Genomic DNA, 26,549 nt, shown 5'->3' on the forward strand with positions numbered 1-26,549 from the left:
GTCGAAGTATCTTATAAAAACCCCCTCTTGGTCGATCAATCCAGCATTACTGAAAAGTCACCACCCTTACGCTGATCTGCGGGTTCTTTAAGGACTGGTTTTCCACTCCACCGGCCATATCTTCTCCCACTGATCTGGCAGAACCCATGCCGATGGCCGTGATGCGGTCGGCGGCGATGCCTTTTTGCAACAGCACTCCACGTACCACATCCGCGCGTTCCTGCGAGGTTTCCTGCTCCGCAATCTCATCTCCCTGGCCTTTCACGTGACCCTCTATGGCAATTGTAATCTTGGGGTTCTCCTGCAGTATCTTTGCGAGGGCGTCAATATCCGGTGCCGAGGAATTGATAATCCTGGCCGTGCGCGCCTGAAAATTCACCTGCATGGGAAATTGCCGGTTTGGCTCCCGAGCACTATTTTTCAGATACTCGCGCAGATTGCCGGCAAAATCATCTGATCTCGAGTCCGCCTGAGCATCACCATTGGCCAGGGGGGAGTCGCCCACCGGCTCCGAAGGGGACTCCATAAAGGCAGATTCCTCCGGTGTCATGGAAGGCTCCTGCTCCGTCATTTCATCTTTTCCTTTCTTCATGCACATGTTCAACGCATACAGCACCACCAGTATCACCAGTAGAGGAAAAAACCAGCTGCTGAAACTTACGGGCTTGCGCTTTTTTCCAGAGTGGTGCAATGCCTCGGGCCGCGGCTCCTGGGGCTTGGAATGGCCGTGTGTTACCAACGAAGCACCCAGTTTGTCAAAATCCGGCACATCGAAGACGTTTAAAAGGCCTTTGGGTATTTTATCCCGGATGAATTCCCGCTGGCCGATAAGAAGTGAGGCCAGGTCAGATAGGTCCATTTTGTGGAGTTTCACCTGCTCACCCAACAGCGAAGTTGCCAGTACCACTGTCGTATTGAGCAGTGTATTGCCGCTGCCGCCATCCAACGTGGTAGCGGTCAGTTCCGCCGCTGCTTCGGTTCGGGTGCCAAACACTTTCTTGAGCATTTCTGCGCCATTCTGTTGAATGGCCTCGAATTTTTCCGGCTCTGTAAAACTCTCTGATAGAGAGGACAAGTCCAGTTCACCGGCGTCACTGATCATATTGAACAGGTAGCCCATTCCGGTTTTACTACTGGCTCTGTTCAGCATTCCAGCCAGAACCGTTGCGAGGCCGGTATCCAGGGCAGCCTGACTTTTTTCAATCGGAATGCCCAGTGCCTGGGCCAGAGAGTCAATGCCTGCAGCGCCCATTTTGCCCACCGCCAGATCCAGTAGATTTTCCACCATAATCAAACCTCCCAGCTTGCCTGCTTATCCCACATCCAGAAGACGGTATTGCTTTATTCCTCCCGGATGGGAAGGTATGCGCAGATTGAATATTTATCGTGTATTTTAAAAGCCAGCTTATACACTTGGGGGGAACCTGTGACTGGCATTACAAATTTAGCCGCCAAAAATATTGGTCCGGCAGCAAAAATAACAAGGCTCTTTTGGGAATGTACGTCAGCCCGGCCGCCCGGTGAGGTTGAATTGAAATAACTGCCCCAATCCGCCTTTACCCGATAAACTATCTCAGCCAATACCGGCGTCACCACCGCTGGCGCCTTTTATCATTGCACCGGCCCCACACACGATTAAGGTTATATCCGCAATCCGCAATAGAGAGGCCCAAACCGTGCCCACAGAAGCGTATATCTACGATGCCATCCGCACCCCCCGGGGAAAGGGGAAACCCAGTGGCGCTCTGTATGAAGTCAAACCCATCACCCTGCTCTCCGATTTATTGTGCAGATTACAAGACCGCAATTCCCTGGATACCGCCAGCATCGATGACGTGGTTATGGGGTGTGTGACACCCATTGGCGGGCAGGGGGCGGATATCGCCAAAATTGCGACACTGGCCGCGGGCTGGGACTGGGATATCGGTGGGGTCACCCTAAACCGCTTCTGTGCCTCAGGCGCCGAATCTGTCAACCTGGCCGCTGCCAAGGTGCGCTCCGGCTGGGAGCACCTGATCGTGGCCGGCGGGGTGGAATCTATGTCGCGAGTACCCATGGGTTCCGATGGCGGCGCCTGGGCCATGGACCCGCGCACGGCCATCGATACCGGCTTTGTCCCCCAGGGAATCGGCGCCGACCTGATCGCTACCCTCGGCGGCTTCTCCCGCGAGGATGTGGATCGCTTTGCCCTGACATCCCAGCGCAAGGCAACGGCTGCCTGGGATCGTGGCGCCTTTGCCAAATCGATCGTGCCTGTGCGGGACCAGAATGGCCTGCCAATCCTCAACCGCGACCAACTGGTGCGCCCGGATACCTCCATGGAAGCGCTGGCAGACCTGAAGCCCGCTTTCGCCGGTACGGGAGACCTGTGTTTTGACAGTGTTGCCATCTCCCGCTATCCCCAGGTGGAAAACATCCACCATGTCCACACCGCTGGCAACTCCTCCGGTATCGTCGATGGTGCCGCAGCCGTTTTGGTAGGTAGTGAGCAGGCCGGGCGCGATCAGGGACTGGTACCGCGAGCGCGCATCGTCTCCGCCGCAGTCGTCGGCACCGAGCCCACCATCATGTTAACCGGACCTGCACCAGCTGCACGCAAAGCCCTGAAATTCGCCGGATTGACCGTTCAGGATATTGATCTGTACGAGGTTAATGAAGCCTTCGCAGCGGTAGTCCTGCGCTTTCAATGCGAACTGGATATTGATCCGCAAAAGCTGAATGTGAATGGTGGCGCCATCGCCATGGGCCACCCCCTCGGCGCAACCGGCGCCATGCTGATAGGCACAGTTTTGGATGAACTGGAGCAGCGAAAATTGCGTTACGGCCTGGTGACGCTATGTGTCGGTGGCGGTATGGGCGTAGCAACCATTATTGAACGGGTGTAGGGGAAAAATCATGAAATCCATTCGCTTGGAAAAAGACGGAGACAACATTGTCCATCTGATTATGGACAATCCCAACGCCTCGGCAAACGTGATGGACCGGGATTTTACCAACGCCCTGCAGGATACAGTTGAGCAACTGAAACGGGAAGACTATGCGGGAATTATCCTGCGTTCGGCCAAAAAGACGTTTTTTGCCGGCGGCGATCTCAAATCCCTCTATGCCGCGCAGGAAAATGAAGCCGAAGCCTTCTTTGCCTCCTGCGAATCCCTCAAGGCCAATTTGCGCTGGCTGGAAACCCAGGGAAAACCCGTGGTCGCGGCAATTAACGGCGCTGCCCTCGGTGGTGGCTGGGAAATCGCGCTCAGCTGCCACCAGCGCATCGCCCTGAACGCACCTTCGGTAAAAATCGGGTTGCCGGAAGTGACCCTGGGCCTGCTGCCCGGCGGTGGCGGCTGCGTACGTATGCCGCGCCTGCTCGGCATTCAAAGCGCCCTGCCCTTTTTACTTGAAGGCAGGCAGGTACGCGCCGAGCAGGCTCTGAAATCCGGTCTTATCCAACAAATCGCCAGCGATACAGAGGAGCTGTTGACCCTGGCACGGGCATTTATCCTGGCCAATGGTCACCACCGGGTTTTACAACCCTGGGACCAGCCCGATTTTCGCATGCCTGGCGGGGATGCCAGTGACCCCGAAAATGCGCAATTGCTGGTGATAGCACCCGCCATGCTGGAGAAAAAAACCAAAGGGTGCCTGCCTGCCCCCGAAGCGATCCTGGCCACTGTGGTGGAGGGTGCCCAGGTGGATTTCGAGACCGCCACCCGTATCGAATCCCGCTATTTTGTCAAACTGGCCTGTGGGCAGGTGGCAAAAAACATGATCGGCACCTTTTGGTTTGCCCTCAACGAATTAAAAGCCGGTGCCTCCCTGCCCCAGGAAGCCCGCCAAGTGGAGACAACCCCAATCCGCAAAATCGGTATTCTCGGCGCGGGCATGATGGGCTCTGCAATCGCCTACACCTGTGCCAATAAAGGGGTTGAGGTGGTGCTCAAGGATATCTCCATGGAGGCGGCACTGAAAGGCAAAGCGTATGCAGAAAAATCCCTGCAAAAACGCCTGCAGCGCGGTCAAACTGACGAGGCCCGTATGCAGTCGGTATTATCCCGTATCCAGGTCACCGACAGTGCTGCTGACCTGGGCGGTTGTGAACTGGTGATTGAGGCAGTTTTCGAAGACCGGGCACTCAAGGGCAAGGTCACTGCTGAGGCCGAAGCCCAACTGGGTGACAGGGTCGTTTTTGCCTCCAATACCTCCACCCTGCCGATCACCGGCCTGGCCAAAGCGAGTGCGCGCCCCGACAACTTTATCGGCATGCACTTCTTTTCTCCCGCTGACAAAATGCCCCTGGTGGAAATTATTTGCGGTGGGGAAACCAGTGCATGGACCCTGGCCCAGGCCTTCGCCTTTGTGCTGCAAATCGGTAAGACACCCATCGTTGTCAACGACAGTCGCGGTTTTTTCACTTCCAGAGTGTTCGGCTGCTTCACCAACGAGGGCATTGGGATGCTCAGCGAAGGCGTCAATCCCGCCAGTATCGAAAATGCCGCGGCCCTGGCGGGCTTTCCGGTGGGGCCGCTGGCAGTGAGTGATGAAGTTTCCCTGACCCTTATGGAGAAGATTCGCCAGCAGACCACCAGCGATTTGCTGCGCGAAGGCAAAACAATACCCACGCACCCGGCCGATGGCGCAATAGATGAAATGCTGGCGCTGGGGCGTCCCGGCAGGGCCGCGGGCGGCGGCTTTTATAGCTATCCAGAAAATGGCGGAAAGCATCTATGGCCCGGTCTGCAAAAGGCATTTCCCCCGGCCAGACAGCTGCCAATGGCGGATGTGAAAGAGCGCCTGCTGTTTATCATGGCCATAGAAACACTGCGTTGCTATGAGGAAAATATACTGCGCAGTGTGCGGGATGCCAACATCGGCTCAATCTTTGGTATTGGCTTCCCACCCTGGACCGGCGGCGCCCTGCAATATATCAATCAATACGGGATTACTGCATTTATCCAGCGCGCCCAACAGCTGGCCAGGGCCTATGGCGACAGGTTTTCCCCGCCGGCTTTGTTGATACAGTTGGGGGAGTCACAGCAAATTCTGACCGATAAATAGTTATCGCAAACCTTTCTCAGGCATGGATAGCGATGGTTTCACAGGCAATTCACACTCAGGCATTTCCGGTGTGAACCCATAAATGCACAGTTTCAGATAATAACAAGGCATGGTGGTGTTAACGATGATACCCAGAACAGTTTTCAATGAAGATCACGAGCAGTTTCGCAATACCGTACGCAAATTCCTCGAGAATGAAGCCGAACCCTTCCATAACCAGTGGGAAAAAGACGGCCAGGTAGACCGCGCCCTGTGGAACAAGGCCGGTGAGATGGGCTTTTTATGCCCCCAGGTACCCGAAGCCTATGGCGGCCTGGCACTGGATTATGGCTATAATTCCATTATCGACGAGGAAATTGCCCGCGCGGGCCTTTCAGGCATCGGCTGGGGCCTGCACTCCAATATCGCTGTGCCCTATATCGTCCGATACGGCTCCGAAGCGCAAAAAAGGACCTACCTGCCGAAATGCATCAGTGGTGATATTGTCACCGCAATCGCCATGACCGAGCCCGGCACCGGCTCCGATCTGCAAAGTGTCAGAACCACAGCCATCAAGCACAACAGTCACTACACGCTCAACGGTTCCAAAACTTTTATCACCAATGGACAGCATGCCGATCTGGTGATTGTGGTGGCGAAAACCAACCCCAGTGAAGGGGCCTCCGGAGTGAGTCTACTGCTTGTCGATGCCCGTTCCCCCGGTTTCAAAAAAGGCACCAACCTCGAGAAAATCGGCATGAAAGCCCAGGATACCTCGGAGCTTTTCTTTGACAATGTCAAGGTACCGGAGGAAAACCTGCTCGGAGTAGAGGGGCAGGGTTTTACCTACCTGATGCAGGAATTGCCCCAGGAGCGCCTCAGTGTCGCCATCTTTGCACTGGCCAACGCCGAGGCCGCCCTTCAGTGGACCCTGGACTATGTACGCGAGCGCAAAGCCTTCGGCAAACCGATTTCCGCCTTCCAGAACACCCAATTCAAGCTGGCCGAGTTGGACAGTGAGCTGACCGCGCTGCGGGTATTTGTTGACCGCTGCCTGGAACTGCACTACGAAGAGAAACTCGATGTCGCCACTGCGGCCAAGGCCAAATTGCTCAGCACCGATTTCCAGTGCAGGCTCCTTGACGAATGCGTCCAACTCCATGGCGGCTTCGGCTATATGTGGGAGTACCCGATCGCCCGCGCCTGGGCAGACGCCCGTGTTCAGCGCATCTACGCCGGCACTAATGAAATCATGAAGTTGATTATTTCACGCGAACTCCTCAAGGACACCTGATCCTTACAGACCCGGATACACCACACCGGATTCCGCCTTTGGCGTCGCAAGACATATAGGCCGTGGACAGTATGAACCATGATAAAGGCCCGCTCGAGGGATTAAGGGTCCTCGACTTCTCGACCCTGCTTCCCGGCCCCTACGCCACCATGCTGCTGGCGGATATGGGCGCGGAGGTCCTGCGTATCGAATCCCCGACACGCCCGGACATGCTGCGCGGCCTGCCCCCTATGGTAGGCGGCGGGAAAGCAGTCTCGGCTGCCCATGCCAGCATAAACCGCAATAAACGCTCCCTGGCTCTGGACCTGAAAAATCCCGGCGCGAAGGAGATTGTCCGGCGGCTTCTGAAAGATTACGACATTGTAATAGAACAATTCAGGCCGGGGGTGATGCACAGGCTCGGGTTCGGTTACAACTCGCTTCGCCAAATGCGCCCGGACATTATTTACTGTTCCATTACCGGCTACGGCCAGAGTGGTCCGCTCAAGCAGCGCGCCGGGCACGATATCAACTACCTGGCACTATCCGGTCTGGCCAGCTATTCCGGCCGCCGCCGCAGCGGCCCGGGCCTCAGTGGGACCCAGATTGCCGACCTCGCCGGGGGCTCACACCATGCGGTTATGGCGATACTCGCCGCTGTCTATCAGCGATTACAGACCGGCAACGGCTGTGAAATAGACATCAGCATGACCGATTGCGCTTTTTCCCTGAATGCTGTCTGCGGTGCAAGTGCCCTGGCTGTGGGCCGGGACCCGCAAATGGAGTTGGAATTGTTAAATGGCGGCAGCTATTACGATTACTACCGCACAGCCGATGATCGCTACCTGGCCGTGGGCAGCCTGGAACCCCAATTCGCCGAGACATTCTTCCGGCGTATTGGTCACCCCCAGTGGACAGGCCGGGTTCTGGAAGACGATCAACAGGAACCGCTCAAGGGAGATATTGCCGCTGTTATACGCAAGCGCACCCTGGAAGCCTGGCTTGAAGCCTTCGCAGACTGCGATGCCTGCGTCGAACCGGTGCTGAGTTTCAATGAGGCGGCAGAAAGCCAGCTGATGCAAGAGCGACAGATGCTCTGTACTGCCACAACGTCCCAAGGCGACAGGCTGCGTCAGGTGAATACGCCTTTCCGCTTTGATGGCGTCAAAAGCCGGCAGCACAAGGCCGGCGCCACGCTCGGTGAGCACAGTCGCAGTGTACTTCGATCACTGGGTTTCAGTTCCGATGAGATTGAGCAGATATACGCACAGGGAATTATTACCTGAGATCATTCAGAAACATAACCCCAGTCAGCGCAATCTGGCTCGCGTGTCTTTATAGGGTTTTAGAGTAAGACCAATCACCCTTTGCTCTATTCAAACAGGTTTTATTGCTTTTTCCCTGCCACCTGTTTTACCTGTTCACTGAAAACGGCATGTTGTAAACCCATAGTCCCCAGCGCCTCCACGGGCAAAAATACCTTGTTATTGGAGGTTGCCATTTTATCCAGAACCTCCAGAGTACGGTAGGCAAGGTATTTGTCGGTAACCGATTTGGCCGGGAGATCATTGACTTCTTTTTGCCCAATCGCCTTCTCACGGGCAATTGCGTGATTCATCTTCTCCCGCTCCAGATCCCGTTCCATTTGTATCTTTTGAATCTCAAACTGGGCTTTTTCCTGCTCAATCAACTCACGGCGTTCTGCCGCCCGTTCTTTGGCCTGGGTTATGACCTTGGGGAACTGGATATCAGCAAGGCCCAGGCGCTTGATTTCAATAGGCGTTCCCTTTAGCGCAGAGGAAACTTCGTGAAACAGCTCCTGACTGAGTGACTCCCGGCTGGAGGCGATCTCATTAATGGAATACTTGGCCACAACCCTGCGCACAACATCCCTGATCACCGGTTGCGCATAGGTATTGTAGACATGCTTTACAGAGATATTGTCATTCACAGGAGGAATTCGGTCGAACACATGATCAATGACCCCGTCACTGATAGCGCCTGTCATACGCACATCAAAGCTCATATTGAGCTGATCTTTGGGCATAAAGACTTTGAATTTTTCCAGGTGGCCAAAGTCTGCAATGGTCAGCGTAACCAGTTTGTCACAATAAAAAAGGCACATATCCAGGCGGAATTTGGAAGGCGGTACAACTTCTGGTTTGTAGCCGTTCTTGGTGAGCACCTTACCAACCTGTGCCGGCAGTACTGCTACCCGTTCCGCACAGGCAGGGGTAAACAACAGTAGTTCCAACAGCCCCAGTACAAAAATTAAACGCATTATGCCCCGAATCCCGAATCCCGAATCCCGAATCCCGAATCCCGAATCCCGAATCCCGAATCCCGAATCCCGAATCCAAAAAGTGAGTTTGTTTTCTACAGAAAAACAAGTTAATAAAATCCTTTTCAATATGGTATTCTTTGTGCGTAATATCAGCTCGGATCGGATTTCGACTGAATCATAAATTTGGGACTATTTACCTAATTACACCCTAGTGACACTATGCAACTGGAATTTATAACCGCAACCTTTTTCAACTTTGGTATCAACCTGCTCTATACCCTGATCGCGCTGTTTATTGGTATCGCCGCATTAGTAACTATTGATAAAAAGCTGCTGCGCACCGTGGATATTGAGGGTGAGTTAAAAAACGGCAATATTGCGGTTTCTATTTTTGCCTCCACAATATTGATTTTTGTTGCCATCATTATTTCTTTCGGACTGAAAGGCTAGCACAGTGCGCAAATGGACATTGCTACTGATCGTGCTGTCTTTGGCACTGATGGCACCCGAGATACTGCGCAACACTTTGTATGGTGCTAGAGCCCAATTTGCGCAGGAGGCGTCACTGGATGCAAAAATCCGGATTGCAAATGCAAATACCGGTACTAGATCTCTGAAACAGGACCGCCAGCACGGCGTGGTACGTGTGGCGGGAAGTAGCCAGTCCCTTTCCGAGGAGGTCATTCAGCGCGTGGTAGCCAAGCGCACCCTGGAAGAAAGCGCTCATGTCTCCGTATGGAACTGGCAGGGCGTCGAAGCGGCAACCGCCTCTGCGCGGGGGCTGGATCAGCTGCATCACTTTGCCAGCAGCTATCTGGTGGGTTTCAAGCCATTCAAAACCAGACAGTTGTGGGTGCCGCTCTATACTCTGGCAATGAACAAAGAGTACCAGTACGACCATCTACAATATGCAGGCCTGTCCGATGTCTGGCAGACTTCCCGTCAGGCCTATTACCAAAAACGGGGAGATTGTGAGGACCACGCCATTCTTCTGGCCGACTGGTTGATTGAATTGGGGGTGGATGCACGGGTGGCACTGGGTACCCACAAGGGTCAGGGACACGCCTGGGTGGTCGCCATTGTGGATAACCAGGAGTATCTGCTCGAGGCCACCAGCAAGCGACGCCAGAGCAGCTGGCAGGCCATGCCGCTCGCTGCGCTGGCGGAGGGGTACAATGTGGAGTTTCAATTCAACCGGCATTTCTTCTGGGCCAAGCGCAGCCAGGCCCCCACCCACAAATATCGCGGCAGCCACTGGATTAAAAAGTCACAGTTTATCCGCAGTTAACCCGCAGACGAAACCGGCAACAGCAGCCTATTTCGCCTGCAGTGACATCGGTCATCAGATCGGAGAACCCGGCGGCATCTCCTTGATATCCCCCGCCTTGACCTCCAGTTCGCCGCTGATAAACGCCTCTATACGTTTCGCCTGAAAGTAATAGTGAGCACTATATCCTTGGGGGTTTTCTCCAAACAGCCTCTTTTTACCCAATGCCAGCTGGAATTTGGCCAATTGCAAATGCGCCTTGGCCCGCACCGATTCGGCGGCGCTGTTATCGGAAGCCAGCAACATCAGATGCTGAATATAGGTGTGGTTCACGCGCTGATGGATTGCGGCCTGCAATCCGGAGTAGCGATCACTGTCGAGGGCCATGGCGGTCAGTTGAGACAGCAGTGTATCGAAGCCGGGAATTTCACTGCTGCGCGCGCTTTGCTGGTTCATGCGCGCTGCCCGCTGGGGGTGCATCAGGATGGACAGGGTATGATTTGCAGCCGCCTCGCCGAGGGCTACCGCGTCGAAAGCGACACCGGTATACGCGGGAAAACTCTCAACTGTGCGACTGTAGCCGTAAGACTTCGGCGGAATCATTTGCAACACCTGCTCCGGCAAGGCCAGGAAATTGGGGGAGAGCGTTGTCAACAGGGCATCGATGGCCTGTTGCTGGCGCTCAGCCGGCACCAGGGTATAGCTGTTCTGTTCTGCATCGTTGTACAGGTAGTCGTAATCCAGGCCACCGATCAGTTTACCCACCGCTTCGGCCTGGTAGCGGTGCCCGTAATACACTGGTACCAGAGTCTCCTCCAGATCCGAGCGAGGGGCCGATCTGGGGTTCGCGGCGATGGAAAAGTTATCCAGAACGTGGCGGCGTAACTCCAGCATACGCGCAAACTCCACCAGAGGGTCATTACCGTTATCCCACAGATGGGAAACCGCATGGGCATTGTTGATTGTGCGAGAGTCGGGGTCGGATATAAAGCGCAGCTTTTGCACCTGAGCCTCGTCGATAATGGATTGCAAAAACACGCCTTCATCATCCCCATTGCCATAGCCGTATTGAATGGCCAGCTTGTCCCAGGCGCCGATACCGGTGGCATAGGCATCAGACAGCAGCAACTTATCCCCATGCAGTGAGACTAGCGGCGCGGGATAATCCATTACCGAAGCGCGCTCTTCGGCGCTCGCGGCAAAATTGTGTGCAAGTCCAAGTGTATGGCCGACTTCGTGGGCGGAAAGCTGGCGGATACGGGCCAGGGCCAGGGCTTTCAGGGCCTCGGTATCTGCAGATCCATCACCGTAGGGCCGCAGCAATCCCTGAGCGATCAGGAAATCCTGGCGTACCCGCAGGGAGCCCAGTGTCACATTTCCTTTGAGTATCTCCCCGGTGCGGGGATCGGCCACCGAGTAACCGTAGGACCAGCCACGGCTAGCGCGATGCACCCAGTTAATCACGTTGTAGCGCACGTCCAGTGGATCGACATTCTCCGGAAGGATCGCCACACGGAATGCGTTTTTATAGCCAGCTGCCGTAAATGCCTGATTCCACCAACTGGCGCCTTCAACCAGCGCGCTGCGCACAGGCTCCGGAACCCCGGAATCCACGTAGTAAACAATGGGTTCCACCACTTCATCGCTACCCGGTTTCTTCTCCAGGCGATGGCGATAGATCAAGCGCTGCTCCAGGGGCTGATCGATTGGGGTGGCGTAATTCCGGTAAGTGAAGGGAAAGTAGCCACTGCGACTGTGGAAGCGGCGCGGCTGGTAATCCTTGTCCGGCAGTTCGATCAAGGAAATATGTTGACGCAGGGATACCAGGGTCGGGGTCGGCACTACCTCGCGCAGGTGCTTGCCCGGTACGGCGCCTGTGAACGTCAGCTGTGCTTCGAACTCGCTGTTGTTGGGGAAGTTTTTGGTGCGCGCAAGGTAAATGGCCGATTTGGACCTATCCACCGTATAGCTGCCCTGTTTAGCCTGCTTGAGTCGAGGCCCGATACCGTGCTGGTCGCTGAGCAAAAAGGGGGTGAAGTCCACCAGCACACGGCCTTCGCCCTGTGCCAGAATGTCGAACCCCCAGAGTATCGAGGAAGCAAAGGCTTCCTGTACCGCACGGCGCTCAGCGGGGTTTTCCGACTCTGCGCGATAGAGCATATTCACCTGGTGCAGAAGCACCTTGTTTCCCCCACGTTGGAATTTTACCAAGCGGCTCTGTCCAACCTGGTTGCGGTCCAAACCTACCGGGTTGGAGCCCAACCCCTGCGCCAGGCCTGTGAGGAGCAGCAGCTCTCGATCAAACGCCTCGATTTCCAGCAGTACCCGGCCGCTGCTTTCATCCCAGTAGAAGTCGTGATACCCACTGAACTTCTGCATATCCACTGTGTACTCGACGATGCCCCCGGCCTGTGCCACTGCCCCAACTAGCACCAGCCACAGTGCCGCCAACGGTCTGCTCAAAGACATTGGTTGCCCCCAATCTTATTCACGTTATAAAACAGCCATGACCATGTTACCTGCCGCACTCCGGTCACCGTCAAGAATCACACTGCGCGCCACGGTAAAAAGCCTCGCTCTCTGCACAAAAAACAACCACCAATATTTCTTCACCACGCTGCATCCATTACGCGCACAGACTGCGTCATAGGAAGAAGACGACAACAGCAGGAACAAACTCCATGTGGAAACCACTCGGTATTTCAGTGCTTATTGGGCTCGGGGGCGCAACCCAGGCTGTAGGCCACGATGCCTCCAGCATCACCGGGGATAACTGCAATGTATCTCTGCACTATTCGGTGCGTGTCGGCACCGATTTCCTGGAGGTACAAAACACCGATAGCGGCGATCAGCTGGTACATTTCCGCCCCCCAACGCGGCTGTTGGTCGATGGAACGCCCATTCCCTTGAACCAGCAACAACAGCAACTGCTGCAGAACTATCGCCAGAAGCTGCACCGTGCCGGGCGGGAAACACTACTGATCACCCTGGAGGCCATGGATATCGCCATGGCCGGCCTGTCCATGGCGATAACTGCCCTGGCCGGCCCAGACCACCCCGACAATCTCGAACTGCAGCGGCTCTCCAAGGAACTGCTGCAGCGCACCGAGGAACGACTCAATCGAGAGGGAGAAATCTACCAACTGGGAGATTCCGAGATCGGGGATTTCATTGACAAAACCATATCCGAGGAATTTGAACCGCGCATAGAGCAACTTGCCAGGGAATCCGCCACCACCATCGCCTGGCACGCCCTTAAAGCGGTATTTACCGCTGGCCAAAACCTTGAACAGCAGGTTACTGAAGAGGCCGAGCAAATGCTGGAGCAGCGCTCAAATCAGATTGAACAACACGCAGAGCGGCTGTGTGCATCTTTGTCATCTCTTGACCGGCTGGAACAGCAAGTGCACCAATCAATCCCTGCACTCACAAGCTATGACCTGGTCAGAGTAGAGTAGATTTCATCCCCCCCGACTCGGCCGCTCTGCGGCCTTTTTTTTGGCTTTTATCCAGGGATATACCAGTTTTGGCAGCTGAAAGTGACAAGTCACCCGGCAACCAGACAGCGTGCCGGGCTGAACAGCTGGCGCATCTTCACTTCAGATACCAGCAATGCGCCGGTGCACTTTGCTTTTTACAGCAGGCAGCCAAATCGTGCCAAGCACTCTTCGACCGCCTGCTGTGCTCTTCCACGGAAGATTAATGTGCAGCCAGTTCGTCGATACGTTTGCCATCCACATCCAGTTCAATCATGGGACCGATATCCAGATCGCGAATGCCTTTTTCAATTTTGCTCTTGTCGCCGACAATCACCCAGATAAATTGCTCCGGTTTAATGGTCTCGCGAGCCAGAGTGTGGATCGTATCCAGGTTTGCACTGCGGATCTGCTCGGCATAATGATCCATATAGTCCAGAGGGCGCTCGTAGGTCACCATACTGGAGACCGCACTGGACACGGCATTGATGGTCTCAAAACGACCGGGCAATTCATTGACGCGTTTATCCTTGACCTTCTGCAGTTCTTCTTCTCGTGCGGGCCTGTTACGGGTATAAGCGCGCAATTCTTTTTGCAACTCACTCAGGGACTCACTGGTTTTGTCGGTCTGAACCGGGGCGTAGACGATCAGCGGCTGCTGTCCCTTGGCACCGGTCATAAAAGAATAGGCACCATAGGCCCAATGTTTGTCCTCACGCAGATTCATATTGATACGCGCAGTAAATGTGCCGCCAAAGATGTCATTCATCATATGCAGGGCTTCGCGCTCTGCGATTTTCTCAGAGGGAGCCAGCAAGCCGCCGATAATCATGGTCTGCTCTGCTCCAGGTTTATCGATCAGATAGACACTGACTTTTTCCGGGTGTGCCACCCGGGCCAGGTTCTTCTGTGGCAGAGCGCTCTCCGGTGCACGCCAGTCGGCAAAATACTGCTCCAGTTTTTGTGTCAATTCAGTCAGGGTAATATCCCCCACAGCCACCAGGGTGGCATTGTCTGGACGGATCCAGGTCTGGTGATAACCCTCCAGATCATCGCGCCCCAGTGACTGGATAGAGTCCTCGCTACCGGAACCGGTGAGGGGCACCCCATAGGCATGATTTTCGCCGTATAGAAGCGGGGGCAGACTGCGCAGGGCCATATCCACCGGGCGGGTTTTTTCTTGCTGGATGGCGGCGATCCAACGTGTGCGCTTGCGTTCGATTTCATCATCGGAGAAGGCCGGACGCAGAACCACATCGGCAAACAGCGCTATGGAATCATCCAGGTTCGCTTTCAGTGCATTGAGACGCACGGTGGAAGTATCAATATCTGCCCAGGTGCTGATATGTGCTCCAAGCATCTCCTCTTTGGCACTGATTTCCAGCGCGCTCAGGTTGCTGGTGCCCTCTTTCAGCATGGATATAGCATAGCTGGACGTGCCCAGGGTATTGCCCTGGTCAGCGGCATAACCGGCATCGAACTGCAGGCGCATATCCACTACCGGTACCGAATGGCGTTCTGCCAGCACCACTTTCAGACCATTGGAAAGCTCGGCGGTTTGTAACTTGGGAAAAGGCACGCTGGGGAAATCACCGGTTTCCGGCAGCTTGGACCTGTCGGCCCCTGTCTTCGCCACAGCATATTCCGGGAAGGGGTGCACCTCAAGATTGTAGTCACCACTTGTCAGCCACTTCTGCGCGGCAGCCTGTACCTGTTGTGGAGTGATTTCCTGCTTCACGCTCAAACTGTCCAGGTAGGCCGTGGGGTTGTCCAGGTAGAGTTCCCCACGGGCCAGGATAACGCCCTTGCCGCTCCAGCCACCTACCTGCTCCAGATCCCGGGCATAGGAGGCGTACTCGCTCATATTGATACGCGCCAGCTCCTCCGCCGTTGGCCCTTCCTGGAGAAAGCGCTGCAGTTCCTCCGCAATGGCTGCTTCTATTTCTGACAGCTCGACACCAGATTTTGCGTTGGCGATGATTTGAAAGATTGAGGAGAGTTCAAATTCGTACAAAGGTACACTGACATCTGTAGCAATCTGGTCCTTATAGACGAGACGCTTGTATAACCGCGAGTTCTTGCCGTCGCCGAGCACTGCCGCTGCCAAGGCGATGGCATTGGCATCCTCATGGGTCAGGTTAGGGGTATTCCAGACTTTGTAGAGTCGTGACTGGGCCACGCGGTCATACATATGTTCACGACTCGACTGGTCGCGTTTGGCAATCCAGGCTTTTTTCTTGATCAAAGGTGGGCCGGCGGGAATATCTCCAAAATATTTGCTGGCTTTCTCTTTGGCGGTCTCAAGATCGATATCACCCGCCAGCACCAGTACCGTATTGGCGGCACCATAGTACTGCTTGAACCACTCGTGGACATCTTCCAGGGTGGCAGCTTCAAGATCCTCCATAGAGCCAATCGTGGTCCAGGAATAGGGGTGGCCCGCAGGGAAAATGGCCTTCTGCATGCGCTCCCAAACTTTACCGTAGGGTTGGTTTTGCCCCTGGCGCTTTTCATTTTGAACGACACCGCGCTGCTCATCCAGTTTCTCCTGGGTTATCACACCGAGCAGGTGTCCCATACGATCGGACTCCATCCACAGCGCCATATCCAGGGCGTTGCTTGGTACCGTTTCAAAATAATTGGTGCGGTCCAGCCAGGTGGTACCGTTCATGCCGGTAGCTCCGGCCAGTTCGAAGGGTTTGAAGTACTCATCGTTGTAATTTTCCGAACCGTTAAACATGAGGTGTTCAAACAGGTGGGCGAAGCCCGTGCGACCGGGTTTCTCGTCTTTGGAACCCACATGGTACCAGACGCCTACGGAGACAATCGGGGCCTTGTGATCTTCGTGCACAATAACGCGCAGACCATTGGGCATGGTGAATTTTTCATAAGAAATTTGCAGTGGCTCTGCAGGACGCATTTTCGCTGCAGCCGTATTCAGGGTTGATTCGGCCGGAGAGGGATTTGTAGCACTGTTTTGGGGTGCTTCTCCACAGGCAGCAATAGCCAGCGATAGTGCCAGAGGGATACTGTGCTTGAGTACAGTTTTCATGTCAGTTTCCTTGTCGGGCAGCCTCAAATGGTCACTTCCCCGGCAAGTAATACTCGTGGGAACAGCAGCCAGGAAAATGTTAGCCGGAAAACTACCGTTGTGTTTATCGCTTTTCCAGACTGCTTACCATCTCTGGGCATGGTAGCCCAGCGTCAAACCCCGCAACAATCTCTGCTGGTATTTGGAGGCGGCACTTGTCTTTTGGTCTTCCGGTTCAGGGTTTATATAGGCTCTGGCAGCATTTGGCAAACCCGTCGGAGCGGGGGCAAAGACAAGTTCCTTTGATTTAGACGCAAAACCGACATAGTAAGCCTGGTGGATAATATCGATCTCCGGCTGTATGGCTCGGTACCAGGCCACTTCAATGCCCGGGGAGAACTCCATGTCGTGTTGTCGCACAGTGGCCAGCAGTACATCCCGCCACAGTCGGTACCACTCGGGGCGGATATTGTATCCATTGCGATCAGGGCTTTTCCCACTGCGCACAGTTTGATATCTGACATGCCTCGCGCATGGAGCGCCGGTTGAATACTGCCATTGCGCAACAGGTGGCGCTGGACTTTCATGTCCGTGTTGACAAACAATCCAGAAATATCTGCGCTATTTCCCATAAAGCGATCATAAAAGTCCACAATAACTGCACAATGTTGCAACAGCGCCCTTAACCTTGGAACGCGATGCCATTTTCAGGGCAAGGCATAAGAAATCGGTCTCCGTGGTTTATACACTGGCGCCGCGTGTGTGACTGCAACCCGTGTAGGCGTGCCTGTTGTAAGGGCGACGATTCTATCCGGGCCATCTGCAGAAAAAAAGCCTTTTCATATCAATGTATTAAACCATTTCAACAAGATTTTTAAGCAGCTATTTGCTCTCGCAGAGTGCTATTGTTGAATCTGGGGGCAGACTAACGTATACATCCGGAACAGGTCGAACACTGGCACCAGTCCTGTATTGACTAAACCACTAGGTACAACTACCCTTTGCCCCATTGTTTTCTGCATCTGAAAAAAGGCGGAGCGTGTTAAACTCACCCAAAGAGAGCAAATGATAAGCAGCCCCCATTCTGCTCAAACGGATCACTGGCTGTCAGAATAATATTCTGACAGCCAGATTGCTGATGCAAAATTCGCACTAGCTCTGTTTAATGGGCCAATCTGAGCCCCTCGACTTACCGTCTCAATAGAGTTATTCTTGTTTACTCTAGTTTGTTCCCTGGGTGGATGATTGTGAGATAACAACAAATCAACCCATACACTGCCTATTCCCAAGCCCTCAAGTACCAAATTTGCTTTCATCTCTCCTTTTGCAAGACATTTCCATGGATATCACTTTCTCACTAGAAGACATTGAAGATCAGTTTTCGGATAATAGCCTAATTCGTGGTAAGACCTATTATCAACGTGGCAACGTTAAAAAGTACCAGGCCTCTCATGATTTTCACAAAATTTACGGCGTCGTGATCGGCTCCGGCAGCAGGAACTACGATCAGAACATTACTATCGTAAATCGTAGAAGACATAACAGGCCGAAGATTATTGGAGGCTGTACCTGCCCTGTCAGCTATAACTGCAAGCATGTTGTCGCAGTACTTTTTACCTTACTGGAAGAAAATAAAATACCCAAAGCTGCAATCGGAAATACCTCTATTCGGGATCGTTGGCAAGAATGGCAGCGGAGTAATTTGGCAGAAGGGCACATATACGAGAATCCCCTCACCAGCAATCAACACCTGCTTTATACGCTCAACTGGAATCAGCAGTACAATTCCCCACATGTCAGTGTAAATATCTATTCCGCAAGACCGTTAAAAAAAGGCGGTTACGGTAAGTCACAGCGTGAGCAGCTCTACCGGGCAAATCATTTGTCTTCTCGCAGGAATGACAAACGGATTGTTGGTTTGTTAAAGCTTCTCTCTGAGCTGAATTCCCGATCAGCGCTTCGCGGTAAAGAGGGCGCTTTGCTCCTGGACCAATTGTTAAAAAGTCAGCGCCTGTTTAATAACATGGAGGAGCAGATTCCAATTCGACAAGGCGAGCCAGTTGAACTGGCATTGCAATGGGACACAGCAGGGTCAACCACAGAATTGAACCTCATTGTTGGCGGACTTGCGTCTGGTTGGCGTCTGATTCCCACTGATCCCCCCAGTTACTTTGATCCCAATATGAACACAATTGGTCTTATCAGTACCTCCATTCATGGAGAGACGCTCGAAAAACTGGTCGACATGCCCCCTGTACCGGAAGACGCACTGGTTAAGGCATTTCCTTATCTGCAGAGTCTGGTCGGAGTCAACACCCTGCCAACACCAAAATCACTGTCTCTTAATGTTATTGATGAAACTGTGAGGCCGGCGCTAACGCTTAAGACTATTCAACCCCCACACAGTACCGAGCGCATCCATGTAGCATATTTCCGCCTGCTCTATGGTCCTATTTCCCTGTCGCGGGATGAAGCTTTCTCCAAACAGCCTGCTACAACAGAGCTACAAGAATACCAGGGACAGTTGTACCGCCTAAACCGGGATTTTATACGAGAGGAAGAGGCCATCCAGACACTGTTCAAGTGGCCTTGGCATTTTGACCCCGACCAGCCGGATCAACCGTTCCTGACATTTTTAAACAGTGGGTCTACCACCGAAGTCATAGAACAATGGCACCAATTTATTCAGGAAGGTATCCCAGAGCTTAAAACCTCAGGCTGGTTGATCGAGATAGAGGATAATTTCTCTCTCAAAATTCATACTGTTGAGGAATGGGGATGGGAGGCAGAACAGGAATCCAATGACTGGTTCTCCCTAGGTGTTACGATTGATATTGATGGAAGATCACTTTCCCTGATTCCTCTGCTGATAGGTTATCTTGAACTGGGGCAAGAGCCCCATGAAAAAAAAGAAAGCCTGATCCCGTTTGGTTCCGGTCAATATATCCGCTTGCCCAATCAGCTGTTTAAGGATCTCAGTGCTCTATTGGAGGAGTGGTATAACAGTGAATCCAATGGACTCAGAATTCCCAGATATGCAGTGGGAGACCTGCAGAAACAAGAGATTATCTGGAGTGGTAACAATAATCTGAAGACTCTGGCCCGGCATCTGCATAAAGGCCCCAAACCGATCAAACCACCACGCGCCCTGCGCGCACAGTTACGTCCCTACCAGCAGGCGGGTTTAAACTGGCTGCAGCACCTGCGCAGGTTAAACATGAACGGTATTCTGGCCGATGATATGGGCCTGGGCAAAACCCTGCAGACGCTTGGCCACCTCCTGAAAGAAAAGGAGGGCGGGCGCTTGAAAAGCCCCGCCTTGGTGATTGTACCAACCAGCCTGCTCGGAAACTGGCATCAAGAAGCTGAACGCTTTGCCCCCAATTTGTCTGTCCTTATACTGCATGGCAACCAACGTCACGAAAACTACACCCTTATTCCGCAATCGGATTTGGTTATTACCACTTACCCTCTTATTGTTCGCGATGAGGAAATCTTACGGAACCAGGAATTCCATATTCTTATTCTGGATGAGGCTCAGGTAATAAAAAATTATAAATCCAAGGCTTCACAGGTTGTTCGCACCCTGAATGCACAACATCGGATTTGCCTGACAGGTACTCCTTTGGAAAATCATCTGGGTGAGCTTTGGTCTCTCTTCGACTTTCTGATGCCAGGATTTCTACAAAACCGGAAAAAATTTAACACTCTCTATAGAACCCCGATTGAAAAGCAAAGCAGCGAGGAAAAGCAAGGACAGCTCAACCACAGGATTTCTCCGTTTTTGCTGCGTCGAACAAAACAGGAAGTCGCAAAAGAACTGCCGGCAAAGACGGAGATTATATATCGGGTAAATTTTGGCAAAACCCAGGCTACCCTCTATGAAACAGTACGCGCGGCAATGGAGAAACGGGTTAGGGATTTGATGAAGAAAAAAGGGCTAAATCGATCCCAGATAGAAATACTGGATGCGCTATTGAAGTTGAGACAAACATGTTGTGACCCACAGCTTGTTAAGCTCGAAAAAGCCAGAAAAGTGAAACAATCTGCAAAACTCGAAGCCCTCATGGAACTGCTTCCGGAGATGGTGGAGGAGGGGCGTAAAATCCTATTATTCTCTCAATTCACGGAAATGCTGGGGAAAATTGCATCAAAACTCGACCAGGCTAACATTTCCCATGTCAAGCTAACCGGCCAGACTCGCAGACGCCAGGAAACTATCGATGCCTTCCAAAATGGCGATATCCCCGTATTCTTGATTAGTCTTAAGGCCGGGGGCGTAGGTCTGAATTTAACGGCGGCAGATACGGTTATCCACTATGATCCCTGGTGGAATCCAGCCGTGGAAAATCAAGCCACGGACAGGGCCCACCGTATCGGGCAGGACAAGCCAATTTTTGTCTATAAACTCATTTGCGAAAACACAGTTGAGGAAAAAATTCTTGAATTACAGGCGCAAAAACAAGCCCTGGCTGACGCTGTATATAGCAAAAATCATGAAACTGTGAAAATGGATAGTGAACAGTGGTTGGCCCTTTTTCGTTAGTATCATAGAGGAACCCGTGCACTTCGAAGGCGAATACTACAACGCCGGTGAAAGGAGGCATGCACTGAAGGATAGTGATTCAGCAGGCGGTTGAGAAATCCTTTTTCAGCCGCCTGCTAGACGAAGTTTGGCAAAAGACCACTTTGGGGAACAAGAACTTACAGGAGAAAATCAATAGGAAAACAAGGCTTTGGCCACGCGTGAGTTGGTTTCACGCCCCAGCTGTTCAGAAATAAAGTTCCCGGCCTCAGCCAGCAACTGTAAATCCACACCGGTTTCGATATCCAGGCCGTTGAGCATATAGAGCACATCCTCACTGGCGACATTGCCGGAGGCGCCGCGGGCATAGGGGCAGCCCCCCAGGCCGGCTACGGCAGAGTCCACTACCGCGACACCCATTTGCAGGGCGGCGTAGATATTGGCCAGGGCCTGGCCGTAGGTATCGTGGAAGTGCACCGCGAGTTTCCCCACAGGTACACGGGCCATCACCTGCTCCAGCATACGCTTGGCCGCTTCCGGGGTGCCGACACCAATGGTGTCGCCGAGAGAGATTTCGTAGCAGCCCATTTCCAACAGCGCGGAGCTGACTTCAGCCACTTTGGCCGGATCAATATCGCCTTCATAGGGGCAACCAAGTACGCAGGATACGTAACCGCGCACGGGTATGCCGTCTTGCTTCGCTTTTTCCACCAGTGGGCGGAAGCGCCCCAGACTCTCAGCGATACTGCAATTAATATTTTTCTGGGTGAAGGCTTCCGAGGCCGCACCAAATACGGCGACCTCATCCGCTTTGGCTTCCACTGCGCGCTCATAGCCTTTTAAGTTTGGCGTGAGGGCGCTGTAGATAACACCGTCTTTGCGCTGGATACCCGCCAGCACTTCCTCGCTGGCGGCCATTTGCGGTACCCACTTGGGGCTGACAAAGCTGCCGGCTTCAATAACCGACAGCCCGCTGGCACTGAGCTTGTCCACCAGCGCGATACGGGTCTCCACAGAGATAGGCTGCTTTTCATTTTGCAGCCCATCGCGGGGGCCCACTTCGACGATTTTGACTTGCTTGGGCAAAGTCATTACTGCTCCTCCCCGGCAAAATCCACCAGCAGGCTACCGCCATCCACCAGCTCACCTTCAGCACAGAAGAACTGCTGCACGGTGCCAGCGGCTGGAGCCCGCAGGGTGTGTTCCATTTTCATGGCTTCCATTACCAGTAGCGGCTGGTCTTTTTCCACCGTAGAGCCGGCCTCAACCAGCAGCGAAATAATGGTGCCGTTCATGGGGGCATCGAGGCCGTGGGCTTGGTCATTGCTCTCGCCCATATCCGGTGGCAGCAACTTAAATTCCACCTGGGTGCCATCGATAAATACAGCGCCACCATCGCGGGTATCCACGGCGGAGAAACTCATGCGACGGCCATCCACCAACATCAAGTCGCGTCCCGGCAGCAGGCGAATCTCACCGCTGTTTTGTTCCTCAGGCAAGGCATCACATGTCCAGCGCAGGCTATCGCCCTCCGCAACAAAGCGAATTTGAGCGTGCTGGCCACGGTAGTCCACCGTCTGGGTGCGACTGCCAGCCAAAGCATTGCGCCAGTTATCGCCATTATGCCAAGGGGAGAAAGGATCCCGCTGCGGTGCGCTGTTGCGCAGATCGCGTTCTTCACGCTGCTGTAAATAGCCGGCAATAGCAGCGCATTTCAGCGGCGTCAGTGTCTGCTCCTGGTGCAGTACTTCCGCCTCGTAGTCCTCGATAAAGTGAGTCGAAATACAACCGCTGGCAAATGCCTGGTGATTGATCACTCGGCGCAGGAATTCGATATTGTGGCGCACACCGGCAATCTGATAATCACGCAGTGCGCGATCCAATTTGGCCAGGGCTTCTTTGCGGGTGCGGCCGTGGCAGATCAATTTGGCGATCATCGGGTCGTAATGCACGCTGATTTCATCGCCGGTCTGCACACCGGTATCCACCCGCACACCCTCGCCTTCCGCCGGGGGCTGGTGGCGCACCAACACGCCTGTTGCCGGCAGGAAATCATTGTCCGGGTCTTCGGCGTAGATGCGCACTTCCATGGCGTGGCCGTTGATCTGCAGCTCATCCTGGCTCATGGGCAGGGTATCGCCAGCGGCAACTGACAGCTGCCAAGCCACCAGATCCTGGTCGGTGATCATTTCCGTAACCGGGTGCTCCACCTGCAGGCGGGTATTCATTTCCATAAAGTAGAAGGCACCGCTGGCATCCAGCAGGAATTCCACCGTGCCGGCACCCACGTAACCAATCGCGTGGGCCGCGCGCAGGGCCGCTTCACCCATGCGGGCGCGCAGCTCCGGAGTCATGCCCGGTGCGGGAGCTTCTTCCACTACTTTTTGGTGGCGGCGCTGCACCGAGCAATCCCGTTCAAACAGGTAGACGCCATTGCCCTGCTGATCACAGAACACCTGGATTTCCACATGGCGGGGACTCACCACATAGCGCTCTAGCAGCATGATGTCGTCGCCAAAGGCATTCATGGCCTCACGCTTGGCAGCGCCCAGAGCTTCGTGGAATTCATCGGCACTGTCGACACGGCGCATGCCCTTACCACCGCCGCCGGCAGCAGCTTTCAGCAATACCGGATATCCGATGCGATTGGCAAGGCCTTCCAACAGCTCTTCATTTTGATTGGTGCCATGGTAACCGGGCACCAGGGGCACATTGGCCTCTTCCATAATACGTTTGGCGGCGGACTTGGAGCCCATCGCCTCAATCGCGCCGGTGGGTGGGCCGACAAAAATAATGCCGGCGCTATCGCAGGCGCGGCAAAACTCCGCATTTTCCGACAGGAAGCCATAACCCGGATGGATGGCATCGGCACCAGTCTGCTTGGCAGCACCCAATACTTTGTCGATATCCAGATACGAATCCCTGGCCGGGGCCGAACCCAGGTGCACCGCTTCGTCCGCCATCTGCACATGCAGGGCGTCGGCATCCGCATCGGAATAAACGGCGACAGTGGCCACCCCCAGGCGGCGCGCGGTCTTGATAATGCGGCAGGCAATTTCGCCGCGATTAGCTATTAACAGTTTGCGAATCATAAAAATTACCCTTCGCTACCATTCATCCAACTGGGTGCACGCTTTTCCAAAAACGCACTCAACCCTTCCTGTCCTTCCGGCGACACACGCACGGCAGCGATCAGCGCGCTGGTCTGGCCCTGCAATTCATCGTTGATAACCCGGTTGGACATGGACATAGCCAGTTGCTTGGCCATGGCGACTGCTTTAGGGCCATTGTCGGCAATGGCATTCACTAATTTCTGCACATGCAGGTCCAGATCAGCCTCGGCACAGACTTCGGATACCAAACCGATCTGTTCCGCGCGCTCGGCGGAGAAACGCTCCGCTGTGACAAAGTAACGACGCGCATGGCGGGTGCCGATCGCATTGATGACATAGGGACTGATGGTGGCGGGCAGCAACCCGATTTTGACTTCGGATAAACAGAAGCTGGCGCGCTCAGAGGCCACTGCCATATCGCAGCAGCTCACCAGGCCCACGGCCCCGCCAAAAGCGGCGCCCTGTACTCGCGCAATAGTGGGAGCAGGGAAAGTGTCGAGCTTGTACAGCATGGCAGCAAGCGCAGCTGCGTCGCGGCGGTTTTCCTCTTCTGAATAAGTCGCCATGCGCTTCATCCAGTTGAGGTCGGCTCCGGCAGAAAAGCTCTTGCCATTGGAGGCCAGTACTAACACACGCACAGCGGGGCTTTGCGCCAGGGTGTCAAAGGTGGTGGCCAGCTCGTGGATCAGTTCATCATCAAAAGCGTTGTGGATTTCCGGCCGGTTCAGGGTGACCGTGGCCACGCCCTCGCTATCCACTTCGCACAGCAATTTATCGCTCATTGTAATTCCTCGATTGGGGCGTCTATCAAAAGCGGCACCGGAACATTTCATTGGCGCCGCAACCACGGTTCCTTACATGCGGAACACGCCGAACTTGGTCTCTTCCGGTTCCTTGTGGCTGGCCGCCGCCAGGCACAGACCAAGCACGCGGCGGGTATCCGCCGGATCGATAACGCCGTCATCCCACAAGCGCGCGGAGGCGTAGTAGGGGTGCCCCTGGTGTTCGTAGTTATCCACAATCGGCTGTTTAAACTGGCGCTCTCCCTCTTCGCTCCAGGATTCACCCCGGGCGGCCATCTGGTCGCGCTTCACCTGGGCCAACACGCCAGCAGCTTGTTCACCCCCCATAACCGAGATGCGCGCATTGGGCCACATAAACAGGAAGTTGGGATCGTAGGCGCGGCCACACATACCGTAGTTACCGGCGCCGAAAGAGCCGCCGATGAGGATGGTAATTTTGGGCACCTTGGCGGTAGCGACAGCGGTCACCATCTTGGCGCCGTGTTTGGCGATGCCGCCCGCCTCGTACTGTTTGCCCACCATGAAACCAGTGATATTTTGCAGGAAAACCAATGGAATCTTGCGCTGCGCACACAGCTCAATAAAGTGCGCGCCCTTCTGTGCACTCTCCGCAAACAGGATGCCGTTGTTGGCAACAATTCCCACCGGATAGCCCTGGATACGGGCAAAACCAGTTACCAGAGTGGTGCCGTACAACGCTTTAAATTCATCGAACTCCGATCCGTCCACAACCCGCGCGATAATCTCGCGCACGTCAAACGGCTGGCGCGAATCTTTGGGCACCACACCGTAAATGTCTTCCGGTGGATAAATCGGCTCCACTGGCTTTTGGATATCCAGGCCGGGATTTTTGATACGGTTCAGGCGCGCTACAGAGCGCCGCGCCAACTGCAACGCATGTACGTCGTTATTGGCGTAGTGATCGGAAACCCCGGAAGTGCGACAGTGCACCTCGGCACCGCCGAGTTCCTCGGCGGAAACTTCTTCACCGGTGGCTGCTTTCACCAGGGGCGGGCCCGCCAGGAAGATGGTGGCCTGCTCTTTCACCATAATGGATTCGTCTGCCATGGCCGGCACATAGGCTCCACCGGCGGTGCAGCTACCCATAACCACCGCGATCTGCGGAATATTCTGTGCAGAGAGATTGGCCTGGTTAAAGAAGATGCGACCGAAGTGCTCGCGGTCTGGGAAAACGTCGTCCTGGCGCGGCAAATTGGCGCCACCGGAATCCACCAGGTAAATACACGGCAGGTTGTTCTGTTCGGCGATGGTCTGCGCACGCAGGTGTTTTTTTACTGTGAGGGGATAATAGGTTCCACCTTTTACAGTGGCATCGTTGGCCACTATCACACAGGGCTGACCAGAGACGGTGCCGATGCCGGTAATAATACCCGCAGCCGGAACATCCTCACCGTAAACCTCGTGAGCGGCCAGCTGGGAAAATTCCATAAAAGGGCTACCCGGATCGAGCAGCGCATCGATACGGTCCCGTGGCAATAATTTTCCTCGCGCAAGGTGTTTTTCCCTTGCGCGCTCGCCGCCGCCCTGGACGATGGCTTCTACTTTCTCGCGCAGGTCTGCCACCAGCGCCTGCATCTGCTCGCGGTTTTCGCCAAAGGCGGCATCGCGCGTGTTTATTTTGCTCTGCAACTGATTCATAAAGTCCGATTCACTTTCCCGGAGAAAAGACCTCCACAGGGCGCAGCTTATTGCCGCAGTGCCCGGCTGGAGACAGCTGCCGCCGACAGG

At 54.3% G+C, this 26,549-nt stretch carries 17 protein-coding genes; 8 read left to right on the top strand and 9 right to left on the bottom strand.

Annotation, left to right across the window (positions count from 1 at the left end; genetic code table 11):
- Positions 1-46: 46 nt before the first annotated feature.
- A complete protein-coding gene (locus Q5Y71_RS11835; protein WP_306042353.1) occupies positions 47-1,288 on the bottom strand; it encodes an OmpA family protein in 1,242 nt (413 codons plus the stop codon).
- A gap of 388 nt (positions 1,289-1,676) precedes the next feature.
- Here Q5Y71_RS11835 and Q5Y71_RS11840 point away from each other — a divergent pair, with 388 nt between their 5' ends.
- The 4 genes from Q5Y71_RS11840 to Q5Y71_RS11855 all read left to right on the top strand — a co-directional run bounded on the left by Q5Y71_RS11840 (position 1,677) and on the right by Q5Y71_RS11855 (position 7,587).
- Positions 1,677-2,885 (top strand): acetyl-CoA C-acetyltransferase, encoded by a 1,209-nt coding sequence (locus Q5Y71_RS11840; RefSeq protein ID WP_306042354.1) that lies wholly within the window; start codon positions 1,677-1,679, stop codon positions 2,883-2,885.
- A 10-nt stretch (positions 2,886-2,895) separates the two neighbouring features.
- Positions 2,896-5,049, top strand: coding sequence for a 3-hydroxyacyl-CoA dehydrogenase NAD-binding domain-containing protein (locus Q5Y71_RS11845; protein WP_306042355.1), 2,154 nt, complete (start codon positions 2,896-2,898; stop codon positions 5,047-5,049).
- A gap of 124 nt (positions 5,050-5,173) precedes the next feature.
- Entirely contained in the window at positions 5,174-6,322 is a 1,149-nt protein-coding gene (locus Q5Y71_RS11850; RefSeq protein ID WP_306042356.1) for an acyl-CoA dehydrogenase family protein, read from the top strand.
- Positions 6,323-6,393: 71 nt separating this feature from the next.
- Positions 6,394-7,587 carry a CaiB/BaiF CoA-transferase family protein gene (locus Q5Y71_RS11855; RefSeq protein ID WP_306042357.1) on the top strand — a complete coding sequence of 398 codons (1,194 nt, stop codon included), beginning with the start codon at positions 6,394-6,396 and terminating at the stop codon, positions 7,585-7,587.
- A 101-nt stretch (positions 7,588-7,688) separates the two neighbouring features.
- Here the strand turns inward: Q5Y71_RS11855 and Q5Y71_RS11860 are convergent, their stop codons facing one another.
- Positions 7,689-8,582, bottom strand: a complete 894-nt coding sequence (locus Q5Y71_RS11860) for an SPFH domain-containing protein (RefSeq protein WP_306042358.1) — start codon at positions 8,580-8,582, stop codon at positions 7,689-7,691.
- 222 nt (positions 8,583-8,804) lie between these two features.
- Here Q5Y71_RS11860 and Q5Y71_RS11865 point away from each other — a divergent pair, with 222 nt between their 5' ends.
- A complete protein-coding gene (locus Q5Y71_RS11865; protein WP_299947211.1) occupies positions 8,805-9,035 on the top strand; it encodes a DUF350 domain-containing protein in 231 nt (76 codons plus the stop codon).
- Between the two features lie 4 nt (positions 9,036-9,039).
- Positions 9,040-9,873, top strand: coding sequence for a transglutaminase domain-containing protein (locus tag Q5Y71_RS11870; protein ID WP_306042359.1), 834 nt, complete (start codon positions 9,040-9,042; stop codon positions 9,871-9,873).
- A gap of 54 nt (positions 9,874-9,927) precedes the next feature.
- Here the strand turns inward: Q5Y71_RS11870 and Q5Y71_RS11875 are convergent, their stop codons facing one another.
- Positions 9,928-12,321 carry a zinc-dependent metalloprotease gene (locus Q5Y71_RS11875; RefSeq protein WP_306042360.1) on the bottom strand — a complete coding sequence of 798 codons (2,394 nt, stop codon included), beginning with the start codon at positions 12,319-12,321 and terminating at the stop codon, positions 9,928-9,930.
- Positions 12,322-12,533: 212 nt separating this feature from the next.
- Here Q5Y71_RS11875 and Q5Y71_RS11880 point away from each other — a divergent pair, with 212 nt between their 5' ends.
- Positions 12,534-13,310: a DUF2884 family protein gene (locus Q5Y71_RS11880; protein WP_306042362.1), complete on the top strand. Its 777-nt coding sequence runs from the start codon at positions 12,534-12,536 to the stop codon at positions 13,308-13,310.
- 241 nt (positions 13,311-13,551) lie between these two features.
- Here Q5Y71_RS11880 and Q5Y71_RS11885 read toward each other — a convergent pair whose 3' ends face one another.
- Positions 13,552-16,380 (bottom strand): pitrilysin family protein, encoded by a 2,829-nt coding sequence (locus Q5Y71_RS11885; RefSeq protein WP_306042363.1) that lies wholly within the window; start codon positions 16,378-16,380, stop codon positions 13,552-13,554.
- Between the two features lie 123 nt (positions 16,381-16,503).
- Positions 16,504-16,866 carry a hypothetical protein gene (locus Q5Y71_RS11890; RefSeq protein ID WP_306042364.1) on the bottom strand — a complete coding sequence of 121 codons (363 nt, stop codon included), beginning with the start codon at positions 16,864-16,866 and terminating at the stop codon, positions 16,504-16,506.
- Between the two features lie 832 nt (positions 16,867-17,698).
- Here Q5Y71_RS11890 and Q5Y71_RS11895 point away from each other — a divergent pair.
- Positions 17,699-20,905, top strand: coding sequence for a DEAD/DEAH box helicase (locus tag Q5Y71_RS11895; RefSeq protein WP_306042366.1), 3,207 nt, complete (start codon positions 17,699-17,701; stop codon positions 20,903-20,905).
- 171 nt (positions 20,906-21,076) lie between these two features.
- Here Q5Y71_RS11895 and Q5Y71_RS11900 read toward each other — a convergent pair whose 3' ends face one another.
- The 4 genes from Q5Y71_RS11900 to Q5Y71_RS11915 all read right to left on the bottom strand — a co-directional run bounded on the left by Q5Y71_RS11900 (position 21,077) and on the right by Q5Y71_RS11915 (position 26,459).
- The gene (locus tag Q5Y71_RS11900; protein ID WP_306042367.1) at positions 21,077-21,976 is read right to left on the bottom strand and encodes a hydroxymethylglutaryl-CoA lyase; all 900 of its coding nucleotides are present in this window, start codon (positions 21,974-21,976) and stop codon (positions 21,077-21,079) included.
- Positions 21,976-23,976 carry an acetyl/propionyl/methylcrotonyl-CoA carboxylase subunit alpha gene (locus Q5Y71_RS11905; RefSeq protein WP_306042368.1) on the bottom strand — a complete coding sequence of 667 codons (2,001 nt, stop codon included), beginning with the start codon at positions 23,974-23,976 and terminating at the stop codon, positions 21,976-21,978. Before Q5Y71_RS11905 ends, Q5Y71_RS11900 begins: the two co-directional genes overlap by 1 nt.
- 5 nt (positions 23,977-23,981) lie before the next feature.
- A complete protein-coding gene (locus Q5Y71_RS11910; protein ID WP_306042369.1) occupies positions 23,982-24,779 on the bottom strand; it encodes an enoyl-CoA hydratase/isomerase family protein in 798 nt (265 codons plus the stop codon).
- Positions 24,780-24,851: 72 nt separating this feature from the next.
- A complete protein-coding gene (locus tag Q5Y71_RS11915) occupies positions 24,852-26,459 on the bottom strand; it encodes a carboxyl transferase domain-containing protein (protein ID WP_306042371.1) in 1,608 nt (535 codons plus the stop codon).
- Positions 26,460-26,549: the final 90 nt, after the last annotated feature.

Source organism: Microbulbifer sp. 2205BS26-8, assembly GCF_030731025.1.
Classification (GTDB): domain Bacteria; phylum Pseudomonadota; class Gammaproteobacteria; order Pseudomonadales; family Cellvibrionaceae; genus Microbulbifer; species Microbulbifer spongiae.